Origin of the sequence: Pseudomonas benzenivorans, assembly GCF_033547155.1 — a bacterium.
Taxonomy (GTDB): domain Bacteria; phylum Pseudomonadota; class Gammaproteobacteria; order Pseudomonadales; family Pseudomonadaceae; genus Aquipseudomonas; species Aquipseudomonas benzenivorans_B.
Genome location: NZ_CP137892.1, coordinates 2,860,303 through 2,874,398, shown reverse-complemented (window position 1 = coordinate 2,874,398; position 14,096 = coordinate 2,860,303). Strand labels below are relative to the sequence as shown.

Below are 14,096 nucleotides of genomic sequence, written 5' to 3'. Positions count from 1 at the left end.
AGTCCCGCCGAAGGAGGCCGCCGATGCGCATGCTCGTTCTGGCTTTGTCATGGCTGGTGGCGTCGTGGGCCACTGCGCTGGCGGCGCAGAGCTACCCGTTGTCGACTCCCCAGCAGCGTCCCGCCGGCTCGCCCGGCACCGCCACGCCACAACCCTTCAGTCAGCCACAGCCGCGCAGTCTTTCCGGCACGGCCCCGCACAATCTGCCGCTGCTCATCGACGGCACGGGCAACCGGGGTGGTCCGCTCAACCCACAGCCGGCTCCGCCGCCCCCCAGAGACGCCGAGTTGCCGCTGCTGGAGCAGCAACTACGGCGCAACAGCCAGCGCCTGGGCGACTGATCAGAGCTGCTGCTCGACCATCTGCCCGTCGACCATGCGCAGGCGTTTGGACATGGCCACGGCGATGGCGCGGATGATCTTGGCGGCCGATTTGGGCGCCTCCTGCAGCATCTTTTCCAGCGAGTCCTTGGCCAGTACCAGCAGGGTACAGTCGCTGACGGCCACACAGCTGGCCGAGCGTCGCTCGCCATCCAGCACGGCCATCTCGCCGAAGGCGCGGCCCTTGCGCAGCTTGGCCAGCTCGACGGTTTCGCCGCTGGAGTTGGTCTTGCGGATCGACACCGCGCCGAAGTGGATGATGCACATGAAGGTGCCGGCATCGCCCTCGTTGCAGATGACGGCGTCCGGTTCGTACTGGCCGATGTTGAAGTAGCCGGCGGCGTTGAGCAGTTCGGCCGGCAGCAGGCTGTGGAACATGCCGCAGTCCAGCAGCATGTCGCGGATCTCATCGATCAGGTGGGAGTTGTCGGGCATGGGAACTCTGGGGCTGTCCGGCAAGAAAGAAAGGGCGGGTGCAGGCTCGACGTTAGCGGCCCGGCAACCGATTGCCAACGGCCGTCCGCCACAAGCTGTGACCGGGCGCGCATTCAGGCACCGGTCACCCCGAGCACCTTGAACAGGAAAGCATACTCCAGGGCCACGTCGCGCAGCGCCTGGTAGCGCCCGCTCATGCCGCCATGGCCCGCGTCGAGGTCGGTTTTGAGCAGCAGCAGGTGCTCGTCGGTCTTGTGGGCGCGCAGTTTGGCCACCCATTTGGCCGCCTCCCAGTACTGCACGCGGCTGTCGTTGTAGCCGGCCACCGCGAGTATCGCCGGGTAGGCCTGGGCCCCGACGTTCTCATAGGGTGCGTAGCCCTTGATCCGCTCGAACACCTCGGCCTCATGGGGATCGCCCCACTCGTCGTATTCGGTGACGGTCAGCGGCAGGTCGGGGTTCTGCATGGTGTTGAGCACATCGACGAAGGGCACCTCGGCGATGGCCGCGGCGAACAGCTCGGGACGCAGGTTGAGCACCGCGCCGATCAGCAGGCCGCCGGCGCTGCCGCCGCTGATGGCCAGCCGCTCGGGGCGGGTGTAGCCGCTGGCGATCAGGTGCTCGGCCACCGCGATGAAGTCGTCGAAGCTGTTGTGCTTGTGCTCCAGCTTGCCGGCGCGGTACCAGGCCTCGCCCAGCTCGCCGCCGCCGCGCACGTGGGCGATGGCGAAGACGAAGCCACGCTCCAGAAGGCTCAGGCGGGCGTGGGAGAACCAGGGATCGAGGCTCTCGCCGTAGGCGCCATAGCCATAGAGGTAGAGCGGGGCGGGTTGACCGGCTTGGAGCACCTCGCGGCGGGCCACCAGGCTGATGGGCACCGCCGTGCCGTCCGCCGCCGTGGCCCACAGGCGCTGGCTGACATAGGCATCGGCGTCGAACGGGCCCTCCACCGGGGTCTCCTTGAGCACCGTCTGCTCGCCGCTGGCCAGGGCCAGTTGGCGGATCTGCGCTGGGCGGTTGAGCGCCTCGTAGCGCAGGCGAATCGCCGGGCTGTCGAACTCCAGATGATCCTGCACGTGCAGGCTGTAGGCCGCATCCGGCAGTTGCACCCGGTAGGCGGGTTGTCCCTGGGGATGCACCTCGATGATCGGCAGGCCGCCCTCGCGCAGGCTGAGGATGAGTGCGCGGCGGTTCAGGCCGACGCCCTCGAGCATCACCTGCGGGTCGTGCGCGCGCAGTTGATGCCAGTGTTCGCGGGTCGGCGCCCGCTCCGGGTCGATGGCGGCATGGGCGTAGTAGAGGGCGAAGTTGATGCCGGCCTGGTTGCTGCGGATCAGCCAGGTCCAGTGGCCGTCGAGCTGGCCATGGTCGGGGTAATACTCGTGGCCCTCCTCGCGCAGGGCCAGGCAGCGAAAGGCCTGCTCGGGGGTGTCGGCGTCCAGCACCCAGGCCTCGCTGGTGGTCTTGCTGCCCAGCAGCAGCACCAGCTGGCGCTCGGAGCTGCTGCGGTAGCAGGTCAGGAAGAAGCGCCCGTCGCGCTCGTGGAACACCAGCTCGGCGCCGGCGTCACCGAGGCGGTGGCGATACAGCTTGTGCGGCCGGTGGGTCTCGTCCAGCTCGCCGAAGAACAGGGTCTGGCTGTCGTTGGCCCAGGTCATGCTGCCGTCGCAGTCGGCGAACGGCAGCTCGCGCACGCTGCCGTCGTCCAGCTCCTTGACGAACAGTCGGTAGGTCTCGTCGCCGCTGGTGTCCAGGCTGTAGGCCAGGCGCCGGTGATCGGGGCTGACACTGAAGGCGCCGAGCGACAGGTAGCCGCCGCCCGCCAGCTCGTTGGGGTCCAGCAGCAGCTGTTCGGCACGCTCGTCGATCTGCAGCGAGTCGTCGCTCGGCCGCGGGCAGCGATAGTGCCGCGGGTATTCGTCGCCGGCGGTGGTGCGCTGGTAATAGAGGTAGGGCCCCCAGGGCGAGGGCAGCGACAGGTCGGTCTCGCGGATGCGCCCCTTGATCTCCTGGAACAGCGCCTCGCGCAGCTCGCCCTGCTCGGCCAGCTGGGCCTCCAGGTAGGCATTCTCGGCCTGGAGATGCTCGAGTACCTCGGCGGCATCGCGTTGCTCCAGCCAGCGGTAGGGGTCGGCGCCGGGTTCGGTGCGGGCGATGGGGGCGTGCGACATGCGGCTACTCCGGAATCAGCTAGGGGCCACGGCGGGGGCGCCGGGGCGGGTAAAAGCCGCTATCATAAGCCCCCCTTTGTAAGCCCCGCCATGCCAGGGACCCACGGTTTTATGATCGAGAACGACTATCTACTCGCCTGGAGCGCCTACGCCGTCGCGGCGCTCGGCTGCCTGCTGGTGTGGTTCCGGCTGACCCGCTGGATGTGGCGCTTTGTGCGCGAGCCGCTGCGTCTGCTGGTGGCGGTGCTGCTGCTGACCCCGACCATAGTCGACCCGGCCGAGGAGCTGTTCGCCCCGGCGATCGCCATTACCGCCCTGGACCTGCTGTTCAAGGTGGGCAACAACGCCTGGCGGGCGGTGGCCGACCTGGCCCTGTACGGCTTGATCGCCTTCGCCCTGTACCTGCTGTTCGTGGCCATCCGCTGGCCGATCGAGCGCTGGTGGCAGGGGCGGCGCGGCCCGGAGCGGGAGGCGGCCGACGAGCAGGCGCCGACCCTGCGCGAGCTGATGCAGCGCGGTGGCGAGGAGACCGACGGCCTTCGCGATGTTCGAGGGGAGCGGCGCCTGCGGATCGAACCGCGACTCTGAGCCGGCCTGCGCGTGTCGGCTGGCGTCCGGTGCGGCGGGCGCTCGGCATGGGGTTTTCCGCAGCTAGGAGGGCTAATGGACTGCGTGTTCTGTGGGATAGTGGCGAATCGATTGCCGGCCTACCGGCTGTACGAGGACGAGCATTTCATCGTCCTGCTGGACGTCTTCCCCTTGCGCCCGGCGCACCTGCTGGTGGTCAGCCGCGAACACGCGCCCCTGCTCGAGGACCTCGGCGCCGCCGCCGCTGAGCGTCTGTTCGCCGTTGCCCAGCGCATGGCCGGGGCACTGCGCGCCGAGGGCTACGGGGTCGACGGCATCAACCTGCTGCTCAACGATGGCCCGGCGTCCAACCAGCACGTGCCCCACCTCCATCTGCACCTGATTCCCCGCCGCGCCGGCGATCTGCCGGCGCTGCTCTGGCGCTCGCTGACACGCTTCCTGCCTCTGGGCCGCAAGCGTCTCGAGGGGCATTTTCAGCACCAGGCGGCGCGCCTGCGCCACGCCCTGGCAGGAGACCTTTAGCCATGTGCGAACTGCTCGGCATGAGCGCCAATGTGCCCACCGACATCGTCTTCAGCTTCACCGGGCTGATGCAGCGCGGCGGCCGCACCGGCCCCCATCGCGATGGCTGGGGCATAGGTTTCTACGAGGGACGCGGCCTGCGCCTGTTCCAGGACCCGCGGGCCAGCAGCGAGTCGGAGGTGGCGCAGTTGGTGCAGCGCTACCCGATCAAGAGCGAGGTGGTGATCGGCCACATCCGTCAGGCCAATGTCGGCCGCGTCTGCCTGGCCAACACCCACCCGTTCGTGCGCGAGATGTGGGGGCGCAACTGGTGCTTCGCCCATAACGGCCAGCTGCAAGACTTCCATCCTGCACCGGGCTTCTACCGACCGGTGGGCGACACCGACAGCGAGGCGGCCTTCTGCGACCTGCTAAACCGCCTGCGCCTGGCGTTCCCCGAGCCGCCACCCTTCGAGCAGCTGCTGCCGGGCCTGGTCGAGGCCTGCGCAGCCTATCGCCGACAGGGCGTATTCAATTGCCTGCTCAGCGATGGCGACTGGCTGTTCAGCTTCTGTTCGAGCAAGCTGGCCCATATCACCCGGCGGGCGCCCTTCGGACCGGCGCAGTTGAAGGACGCCGATCTGCGGGTGGATTTTCAGGCCGAAACCACGCCCAACGATGTGGTGACGGTGCTGGCCACCGAGCCGCTCACCGACAACGAGAATTGGGGCCGCTACCAGCCCGGCGAGTGGCGCCTGTGGCGGGCCGGCGAATGTCGGGCACAGGGCGTAGCCTGAGGCCGGAAGGATGGCAAGGAGGTTGGGGATATGCTGAGAAGTTATCTGCGTTTGGCGCTGTTCGCCCTGGGCCTGCTGGTCGGGGTGCAGGTGCCGGGCTTCATCGACGACTACGGCAAGCGCGTGGAGGCCCATCGCCTGGAGTCCGAGCAGGGCCTGAAGGGGTTCCGCGAAACCGCTCGGCGTTTCTTCAAGGACGACCTCCAGGCCCTTGTCGCGCATTATCGGGTGAGCGATGACCCGGTGATGCGCAGCGACGCCCGTAGCGTGGGCGATCTGGTCGAGCGCGCGCGCTTTCTCGAGCGGGAGCAGCGGGCGATGCGCGGGGCCTGGTATGCGCAGGTCTGGCACCTGGCCACGGCGGCGGACGGCGAGTTGCTGGAGGAGACCTACCAGGCCTATCGCTATCAGGTGCTGCTGGCGCCGCAGGCCATCGCCTGGGGCATCGCCTGTGCCTTGTTGCTGGCCTGGCTGATCGAGGGCGGGCTGCTGATGCTCGCCTGGGTGTTCGGCGCCGGCCAGGACAGCCGAGCGCGGCAGCGCCACTGGCGCTGAGCCGTCCGGCTCAGTAGTTGAGCACCAGTTCCGGCCCCAGGTAGGCGTTGGCCTGACGGATGTCGTCGTCGCCCAGCAGGCCCACGGCGGCGGCCAGTTGCAGGCGTGAGATCAGGTAGCGCAGCTTGGCTTCCAGCAGGTCGCGACGGGCGAGGAATACTTGTTCCTCGGCGTTGAGGATGTCGACGTTGGTGGCCGAGCCGGCGAGAAACCCCTTCTTCGCCGAGTCCTGAGCCCGCTCGCTGGAGGCCACGGCCTGCTGCAGCGCACTGATGCGCGCCGGGCCGCTCTGCACGCCGCGGAACTCGCGGGTGGTGGCCGAGAACACTTCTTCGCGGGTGGCATTGAGGTCCTCGCCGGCCTGCTCGCGGCTGGCCGTGGCCTGGCGCACCCGGGCGCTGACCGCGCCGCCGGAGAACAGCGGCATGTTGAATTCCAGGCCGACCGAGGCGTAGCGATTCTTCTGGTCGATGGTGGTGATGGAGTCGCTCTCGCTGTTGGTGTAGCCGAGGACGAAGTCGAGGGTCGGCCAGTGGCCGCTGCTGGCACGGTTGACTTCCTCTTCCGCGACCCGGCGATTGTAGTGGCGCGCCCGTAGCGCCGGGTTGTTCGCCTGGGCCTTGCTCAGCCAGGCCTGCAGGTTGTTGGGGTGCAGGCCGGGGGTGGGGAAGTCGCCGCGCAGGGTGGCGACCTGCCGCGGCATCTCGCCGAGCATCTCCTGCAGCAGGCGCAGGGCGATAGCCAGGTTGTCCCGTGCCTCGATCTGCTCGGCCAGGGCGAGGTCGCGCCGGGCGGTGGCCTGGTCGACGTCGGTGATGGTGCCGTCGCCCAGGTCGAAGCGCCGCTTGGCGGCCGCCACCTGTTGCTCGAAGGCCTTGAGCTTGGCGTCGGCCAGGTCGATGGTTTCCCGGGTCAGCAGCACATCGAAATAGCGGCTGGCCAGACGTACCGCGACGTTCTGGGTCTTGGCATCGAACACCGCCTCGCTGTACTCGGCACGTTGCTTGCCCTGGCGGTACTCGGCCATCTTCTGGCGGTTGAACAGCGGCTGGCGCAGCTGTACCGCCAGGTTCTGCGAGTCGTAGTCCAGGTCGTTGTCCGCCGAGCTGCCGAGTTCCTGGGTGCCGTTGACCTTGCTTCTGCTGGCGCTGGCGTTGATCTGTGGCAGCAGGCCGGCCCGGCCCAGGGCCCGGTTCTCGACGCCGGCGTCGCGCTCATGGGAGGCGGAACGATACACCGGCCCCTGCAGGCGCAGGGTATTCCACGCCTCCTGCAGATCCAGAGCCGCCGCGGGCAGGCTGGCCATCCCGGCCAGGCAAACGAGAGCTAAACGGATCGCCATATCACTGCTCCTTGAAGGCACTGTCGATCCGGTCAAGCATAGGCTTCATCAGGTAACTCATCAGGTTGCGTTCGCCGGTTTTGATCGTCACGGTGGCCGGCATGCCCGGGCGGATGCGATTGCTGCCGAGCTTGTCCATACCCTCCGGGGTCACCTCGACCTGCGCCAGGTAGTAGGGCTGCTTGTTGGTTTCGTCGACCAGGCGGTCGGCCGAGACGGTCAGCACCCGTCCCGGAATATTGGGCGTCTGGGCATGATTGAAGGCCGGGAAGGCGATATCCACCGGAAGTCCCGGGGCCATCTTGTCGATGGCCTGGACCGGCACCATGGCGTCCACCTGCAGCGGCTCGTTGGCCGGCACCACGTCCATGATGGTCGAGCCCGGCTGAATCACCCCGCCGATGGTCGAGACGTTGAGCCCAAGCACCACGCCGTCTATCGGCGAGCGGATCACCGTGTTGGTGACCTCATGGTCCAGTGAGCGCAGACGGTCGCCCAGGGCCGAGGCCTCCTTCTGCGCGTCGGTCAGCTGCGACTGCACCTCCTTCTGGAAATTTTGCTCGAGCTGCAGGATGCGCAGCTTGAGTTCGGCGATCTGGTTGCGGACGCCGCCGATCTCGGCGATGTTCTGCGCCAGTTCTGCGTTCAGTTGCGCCGCGTTGCGCTCGAGTTCCAGCATGCGATTGCGGGCGACATAACCCTCGGCGGCCAGGCTGCGCACGCCGTCGAGTTCCTGGCGCAGGAACTTGATCTGCGCATAGCGCGAGCCCTGCACCTGGCGCAGGCCCTTGAGCTGCTCCTCGGCGCCGCGAATGTTTTCCTGGAGGATGCCGGCCTCGCCGGTCAGGGCCGCGCGGCGGGTGATGAACAGACGCCGCTGCAGGGCGATCGAGGCGTCCAGGCGCGGGTCGCCGGCGAAGCGTTCGAGCAGCGCCGGATCGAAGGTCACCTCGGGCATGCCGTCGCGCTCGGCCTGCAGGCGGTTTTCGACGGATTTCATGACGATGTACTGGCCGCTGACCACGCCCTGTTCGGCGATGGCGCGGGTGGCGTCGAGCTCGACCAGGATCTGGCCACGTTCGACCATCTGCCCTTCGCGTACCGCGATGGTCTTGATCCAGCCACCGTCCAGGTGCTGGATGGTCTTGCGGTTGTCGGTGACGTTGACCGTGGCGTTGGCCACTACGCCGGCATCCAGGGGGGCGAGGATGGCCCACAGCACGAAGCCTCCGAAGCCGGCGAGCACCAGCCCCAGCCCCCAGCGTCCGGGGCGCCGGTCATCGACGTCGACGGCTTCCTGGTTGTCAGGGATGAGGCTCTTGCGTTCGAACTCTAGATTCGACATGACGCATCACTCCTTGGTCTTGACCGAGGCCAGGGTCGCGCCGCCCATGGTGGTGGGCATGACGCTGGCCTGGCGCAGGGCGTTGAAGACTTCGTCGCGGCTGCCGAACATGTGCACCGTGCCTTCGCGCAGTACCAGGACCTTGTCCACTATGTTCAGCACCGTCGGCCGATGCGAGATCAGCACCAGGGACTTGCCGCGGCTCTTGAGGTCGGCGAGGGCCTTGACCAGGGCGGCCTCGCCGACGTCGTCGAGGCTGGCGTTCGGCTCGTCGAGGACGATCAGCGAGGGGTCTCCGTAGAGCGCGCGGGCCAGGCCGATGCGTTGTTTCTGGCCGCCGGACAACGAGCCACCGTCGGCGCTCAGGGGGGTGTCGTAGCCCTGCGGCAGGCGCAGAATCATGTCATGCACCCCGGCCTGCTGGGCGGCGAGGATCACCGCCTCGCCGTCGACCTCGCCGAAGCGCGCGATGTTCTCCGCGATGGTGCCTTCGAACAGTTCGACGTCCTGGGGCAGATAGCCGAGCCAGGGGCCCAGCTCGTCCTTGTTCCACTGGAAGATGTCGGCACCGTCCAGGCGCACCTTGCCGGCATGGGCCGGCCAGACGCCGACCAGCAGGCGCGCCAGGGTCGATTTGCCCGAGGCCGAGGGGCCGATGATGCCCAGGGCTTCGCCGGGGGCGAGGTTGAAGCTGATGTTGCGCAGAATGGTCAGCGGGGTGCCGGGGGCGTTGGCGAATGCCCCTTCCACATTGACCTGACCGGTTGGCTTGGGCAGCGGCATGGAGGGCTTGCGGGCCGGGAAATCGCTCAGCAAGGCGGACAGGCGGCCCCAGGCCGCGCGGCTGGTGAGCAGCTGCTTCCAGGTGGAAATCGCCAGTTCGACCGGGGCCAGGGCGCGCCCGGCGAGGATCGAGCAGGCGATCATCATGCCCGGGGTAATCTTGCCCTCGATCGCCAGCAGGGCACCGGTGCCGAGAATCAGCGACTGCAGGGTGACGCGCAGGAAGCGCGTGGTGCCGTTGATGTAGGCCGCGCGGTCGGAGGCCAGGGTCTGCTTCTCGAGAATCTGCTGATGGTTGCCGAACCAGCGTTCGCGGATGGCCGGCAACATGCCCATGGCCTCGATCACCTCGGCATTGCGCAGGTTGTTGTTGGCGAAGGTGCCGGAGGCCACCGAGGCCTGGTTGGCTTCGGCCAGCGGCTTGCGGGTGCTGACTTCGGTCAGGTAGGCCAGGGCGACCAGCAGCAGCGAGCCGATCAGGGTGATCAGGCCCAGCAGCGGGTGGACCAGATAGATGACGAACAGGTAGATCGGCGTCCAGGGCGAATCGAAGAAGGCGAACAGGCCGTTACCGGTGAGAAACTGGCGGACCTGGGCCATGTCCTGCAGCGCCTGGGCCGGGTTGCCGCCGGCGCGGTTCAGGTTGCGTTCGAAGGCTGCGGTGAACACGCGCTTGTTGAGCATCATGTCCAGACGGTTGCCGACGCGGATCAGCACGGTCGAGCGAACCATCTCCAGCAGCCCCATCAGCACATAGAGGCCGACCACCAGGAGGGTCAGCATCAGCAGGGTGGTGACGTTGCTGCTGACCAGCGCCCGGTCATAGACCTGCAGCATGTACACCGCCGGCGTCAGCATCAGCAGGTTGATCACGCCGCTGAAGGCCGCCAGGGCGAGAAAGGTCCGGCGTAGACGGAACAACACGTCCGCCAGTTCGGAGCGGGGAGACTTCAAGGTGTCCATGGAATTCCTCCAGTACTGCTGCTCGCTGATCGCTCAGCCGTGGCTGATGCCCGTTTAGCGTCCGTCCTTGGAGGTGAAATTCCTGTGCAAAAAAATCCTCGCCACAAGCAAAAGGGGGCCTTGTCATCTAGGTATAGGTGCAGTGCCGCGTTTCACGCAAGGCACGTTTTTGGTACAGAGGTGCCGCTTGACGCTTGAATAATTCTCTTTTGTAGCAGTGACTTATGATTTTTAAGGGCTTTTTGTCGGTGGGTAGCCGGGTTCTTGACAGGTGCAGATCGTGAGACTTAAGTCTTACTCAGGCGTGAAGCCTGACGAGCCGAACTGCGCAGGAGAGGGCGCGGTGACAGCCGTGGCCATCCGCCGGGAAGTGAGGGAAAAGCAGGGTCTGCGCTAGGGCATGTGCAGCAGCCAGACGCCGCGTCTACCGAAAGGCAGACGCGGCGTCTTTTTCTCTGGGCCTGCGCCTAGCGGCGGGAGCGCTATTTCGACAGGAACCGCATGCCGTCTTCCAGGCCCTGCAGGGTCAGCGGGTACATCTGCTCCTCGACCAGTTCGCGGATGAGGTTGGTCGAGGCGGTGTAGCCCCAGGTGTCCTTGGGATAGGGGTTGATCCAGATGAGCTTCTTGTACTTCTCCATGAAGCGTTTGATCCAGACGTAGCCCGGCTCCTCGTTCCAGTGCTCGACGCTGCCGCCGGCCTGGGTGATCTCGTAGGGCGCCATGGCCGCGTCGCCGACGAACACCACCTTGTAGTCCGGGCCGTACTTGTGCAGCAGGTCGTGGGTGGCGAAGCGCTCGGAGGTGCGGCGCAGGTTGTTCTTCCACACCGACTCGTACACGCAGTTGTGGAAGTAGTAGTACTCCAGGTGCTTGAACTCGGTCTTGCAGGCGGAAAACAGCTCTTCGCAGACCTTGACGTGGGCGTCCATGGAGCCGCCGATGTCGAACAGGATCAGCAACTTGACCGCGTTGCGCCGCTCCGGACGCATCTGGATGTTGAGCAGGCCGCCGTCCTTGGCGGTGTGGTCGATGGTGCCGTCCAGGTCCAGTTCGTCCTGGGCGCCCTGGCGGGCGAACTTGCGCAGGCGGCGCAGGGCGATCTTGATGTTGCGCGTGCCCAGCTCGACCTGGTCGTCGAGGTTCTTGTACTCGCGCTGGTCCCACACCTTGACCGCGCGGCCCTGACGCTTGCCGGCGTCGCCGACGCGGATGCCCTCGGGGTTGTAGCCGCCGGAGCCGAAGGGGCTGGTGCCGCCGGTGCCGATCCAGCGGTTGCCGCCGGCGTGGCGTTCCTTCTGCTCCTCCAGGCGCTTCTTGAACTCCTCGATCAGCTTGTCCAGGCCGCCCAGGGACTCGATCCTGGTGCGCTCCTCGTCGCTCAGCGAGCGCTCGAACTCCTTGCGCAGCCACTCGTCGGGGATCAGTGCCTCGATGTGCCGGTCGAGGTTCTCCAGCCCCTTGAAGTAGGCACCGAAGGCCCGGTCGAACTTGTCGAAGTGGCGTTCGTCCTTGACCAGGATGGCGCGGGCGAGGAAGTAGAACTCGTCCATGTCGGCGAACGCCAGGTTGTGCTGCAATGCATTGATCAGGTCGAGCAGCTCGCGCACCGACACCGGCACCTTGGCCGCGCGCATTTCATTGAACAGGTTGAGCAGCATGGCTGCGCCCTCGTTTATTCGTCTGGTCCAGAGCGGTGCTCCTGGGGGAGCCCGTCGGCTATGGCGTACCAGTCGGCCTTGGACTCCACGTAGATGTGTTTCTGCGGTATCTCACCCAGCTGCGAGTCCAGCGTGCCCAGGGCTACCGATACCCAGTCGGGGTAGGGGTGATCGGCGAACCACTGCAAGTTGGAGCCGCACTGCCGGCAGAAGGTCCGGGTCACCCCGGGGGACGAGTGGAACTCGGCCACCGCGTCCAGCCCCGCGACAAAGTGGAAATGCACGCGACGCACATTGCCGTAGCTGGCGAACGCCGCCCCGTGGCCCTTGCGGCATTGGCCGCAGTGGCAATGGGTGGCGGACTCGATGGGCGCGTCGATCTCGTATTTCACCGTGCCGCACAGGCAACTGCCGTTATGCATGGTCGGATACCTCGCTGGAAGGCTTCAGCGACTGGCGCGGCGGCTCATGAAGGCCAGGCGCTCGAGCAGCTGTACATCCTGTTCGTTCTTCACCAGGGCCCCGGCCAGCGGTGGGATGGCCTTGGTCGGGTCGCGCTCGCGCAGTACCGCCTCGCCGATGTTGTCGGCCATCAGCAGCTTGAGCCAGTCCACCAGTTCGCTGGTCGAGGGCTTCTTCTTCAGGCCCGGCACCTTGCGCACGTCGAAGAACACATCCAGCGCCTCGGCTACCAGGTCGCGCTTGATGCCGGGGTAGTGCACGTCGACGATCTTCTGCAGGGTGTCGCGGTCGGGGAAGGCGATGTAGTGGAAGAAGCAGCGGCGCAGGAAGGCGTCCGGCAGCTCCTTCTCGTTGTTCGAGGTGATGATGATGATCGGCCGCTGCTTGGCCTTGATGGTCTCGTCGGTCTCGTAGACGTAGAACTCCATCTTGTCGAGTTCCTGCAGCAGGTCGTTGGGGAACTCGATGTCGGCCTTGTCGATCTCGTCGATCAGCAGGATCACCCGTTCCTCGGACTCGAAGGCCTCCCACAGCTTGCCCTTCTTGATGTAGTTGCGCACATCGTGGACCTTGTCCGAGTCCAGCTGCGAATCGCGCAGTCGGCTCACCGCGTCGTACTCGTACAGGCCCTGGTGGGCCTTGGTGGTGGACTTGATGTGCCAGGTGATCAGGCGGGCAGAGAAGGCCTCGGCCAGTTGCTCGGCGAGCATGGTCTTGCCGGTACCCGGTTCGCCCTTGACCAGCAGCGGACGCTGCAGGGTGATGGCGGCGTTGACCGCGAGCTTGAGGTCGTCGGTGGCGACGTAGGACTGGGTGCCTTCGAACTTCATCGGAAAATCCTCGAACGGTAACGGCCGGGGCAGTACCCGCCGGTTCAGTATTGAGGCTCGACTATAACGCGGGGCCCCGTCGACTGTGAACGCAGACCCGCCATTCAGTCACTGAATGGCGGGTCATGCCGGCGCTGTTCCGGCCGTCCCCGCCCCGACTCTCTCTCGCCGGGCAACGCCGTGTCGGGCTGGACGCCCGGCCGAACGGGTCTTAGGCTGGCAATCTTTTTCGGCAGAACTCGCACAAGGACCTCGCCATGAGCCGCATCTTCGCTGACAACGCGCAAACCATCGGCAATACCCCGCTGGTGATGATCAACCGCCTGGGGCCAGCCGGGGTGACCATCCTGGCCAAGATCGAGGGGCGCAACCCGGCCTATTCGGTGAAGTGCCGGATCGGCGCCAGCATGGTCTGGGATGCCGAGGAGCGCGGCGTGCTCAAGCCGGGCATGACCCTGGTCGAGCCCACCTCCGGCAACACCGGCATCGGCCTGGCGTTCGTCGCCGCCGCCCGTGGCTACAAGCTGTTGCTGACCATGCCGGCCTCGATGAGTCTGGAGCGGCGCAAGGTGCTCAAGGCCCTGGGCGCAGAGTTGGTGTTGACCGAGCCAGCCAAGGGCATGAAGGGGGCCATCGACAAGGCGGCGGAGATCGCCGCTTCCGACCCCGCCACCTACTATATGCCGCAGCAGTTCGATAACCCGGCCAATCCGGCGATTCACGAGAAGACCACCGGTCCGGAGATCTGGAAGGACACCGAAGGCGGCATCGACGTGCTGGTCTCGGGCGTCGGCACCGGCGGCACCATCACCGGGGTGTCGCGCTACATCAAGCGGACCCAGGGCAAGCCGATACTCTCGGTGGCGGTGGAACCGGTCGGCTCACCGGTGATCAGTCAGACTCTCGCCGGTGCCGAGGTCAAGCCCAGTCCGCACAAGATCCAGGGCATCGGTGCCGGCTTCGTGCCGAAGAACCTCGACCTGGAGCTGGTCGACCGGGTCGAGCAGGTGAGCGACGAGGAGGCCAAGGCCATGGCCCTGCGCCTGATGCGTGAGGAAGGGATTCTCTGCGGCATTTCCTGCGGCGCGGCCATGGCGGTGGCCGTGCGTCTGGCCGAGCAACCGGAGATGCAGGGCAAGACCCTGGTGGTGATACTGCCGGACTCCGGCGAGCGTTACCTGTCGAGCATGCTGTTCAGCGATCTGTTCAGCGAGCAGGAGCTGGTGCAGTAAACCCGGCACCCGGCAAGGGCCCCAGTCAGCATGCGCGAGGACATGATGCAG

The 14,096-nt window shown here is 66.5% G+C and carries 14 protein-coding genes; 6 read left to right on the top strand and 8 right to left on the bottom strand.

Features of this window, described 5'->3' with window-relative positions:
* Positions 1-23: 23 nt before the first annotated feature.
* Complete coding sequence (locus tag SBP02_RS13170; RefSeq protein ID WP_318642266.1) at positions 24-341, top strand: hypothetical protein; 318 nt, start codon at positions 24-26, stop codon at positions 339-341.
* On the opposite strand, the gene SBP02_RS13165 is transcribed toward SBP02_RS13170, so the two are convergent.
* A complete protein-coding gene (locus SBP02_RS13165; RefSeq protein WP_318642265.1) occupies positions 342-815 on the bottom strand; it encodes a cyclic nucleotide-binding domain-containing protein in 474 nt (157 codons plus the stop codon).
* 113 nt (positions 816-928) lie between these two features.
* Positions 929-2,986: a S9 family peptidase gene (locus SBP02_RS13160; protein ID WP_318642263.1), complete on the bottom strand. Its 2,058-nt coding sequence runs from the start codon at positions 2,984-2,986 to the stop codon at positions 929-931.
* 111 nt (positions 2,987-3,097) lie between these two features.
* Between SBP02_RS13160 and SBP02_RS13155 the strand changes: the two genes are divergently transcribed.
* The 4 genes from SBP02_RS13155 (at position 3,098) to SBP02_RS13140 (ending at position 5,427) form a co-directional block, all read left to right on the top strand.
* Entirely contained in the window at positions 3,098-3,574 is a 477-nt protein-coding gene (locus SBP02_RS13155; protein WP_318642261.1) for an MFS transporter, read from the top strand.
* A gap of 75 nt (positions 3,575-3,649) precedes the next feature.
* Positions 3,650-4,096, top strand: a complete 447-nt coding sequence (locus SBP02_RS13150; RefSeq protein WP_318642259.1) for an HIT family protein — start codon at positions 3,650-3,652, stop codon at positions 4,094-4,096.
* Positions 4,097-4,098: 2 nt separating this feature from the next.
* Positions 4,099-4,872 (top strand): class II glutamine amidotransferase, encoded by a 774-nt coding sequence (locus tag SBP02_RS13145; protein ID WP_318642257.1) that lies wholly within the window; start codon positions 4,099-4,101, stop codon positions 4,870-4,872.
* Positions 4,873-4,902: 30 nt separating this feature from the next.
* The gene (locus tag SBP02_RS13140) at positions 4,903-5,427 is read left to right on the top strand and encodes a DUF2937 family protein (RefSeq protein WP_318642255.1); all 525 of its coding nucleotides are present in this window, start codon (positions 4,903-4,905) and stop codon (positions 5,425-5,427) included.
* A 10-nt stretch (positions 5,428-5,437) separates the two neighbouring features.
* Here SBP02_RS13140 and SBP02_RS13135 read toward each other — a convergent pair whose 3' ends face one another.
* From SBP02_RS13135 to SBP02_RS13110, 6 genes are all read right to left on the bottom strand, one after another.
* Positions 5,438-6,769: a TolC family outer membrane protein gene (locus SBP02_RS13135; protein WP_318642252.1), complete on the bottom strand. Its 1,332-nt coding sequence runs from the start codon at positions 6,767-6,769 to the stop codon at positions 5,438-5,440.
* Position 6,770: 1 nt separating this feature from the next.
* A complete protein-coding gene (locus tag SBP02_RS13130) occupies positions 6,771-8,114 on the bottom strand; it encodes an HlyD family type I secretion periplasmic adaptor subunit (RefSeq protein ID WP_318642250.1) in 1,344 nt (447 codons plus the stop codon).
* Between the two features lie 6 nt (positions 8,115-8,120).
* Positions 8,121-9,860 (bottom strand): type I secretion system permease/ATPase, encoded by a 1,740-nt coding sequence (locus SBP02_RS13125; RefSeq protein ID WP_318642248.1) that lies wholly within the window; start codon positions 9,858-9,860, stop codon positions 8,121-8,123.
* A 482-nt stretch (positions 9,861-10,342) separates the two neighbouring features.
* Entirely contained in the window at positions 10,343-11,521 is a 1,179-nt protein-coding gene (locus SBP02_RS13120) for a vWA domain-containing protein (protein ID WP_318642246.1), read from the bottom strand.
* Positions 11,522-11,535: 14 nt separating this feature from the next.
* Positions 11,536-11,943 (bottom strand): GFA family protein, encoded by a 408-nt coding sequence (locus SBP02_RS13115; RefSeq protein WP_318642244.1) that lies wholly within the window; start codon positions 11,941-11,943, stop codon positions 11,536-11,538.
* A gap of 24 nt (positions 11,944-11,967) precedes the next feature.
* Positions 11,968-12,813 (bottom strand): AAA family ATPase, encoded by an 846-nt coding sequence (locus SBP02_RS13110; RefSeq protein WP_318642242.1) that lies wholly within the window; start codon positions 12,811-12,813, stop codon positions 11,968-11,970.
* A gap of 257 nt (positions 12,814-13,070) precedes the next feature.
* Between SBP02_RS13110 and cysK the strand changes: the two genes are divergently transcribed.
* On the top strand, positions 13,071-14,045 hold the full coding sequence (cysK, locus tag SBP02_RS13105; protein WP_318642240.1) for a cysteine synthase A: 975 nt from the start codon (positions 13,071-13,073) through the stop codon (positions 14,043-14,045).
* Positions 14,046-14,096: the final 51 nt, after the last annotated feature.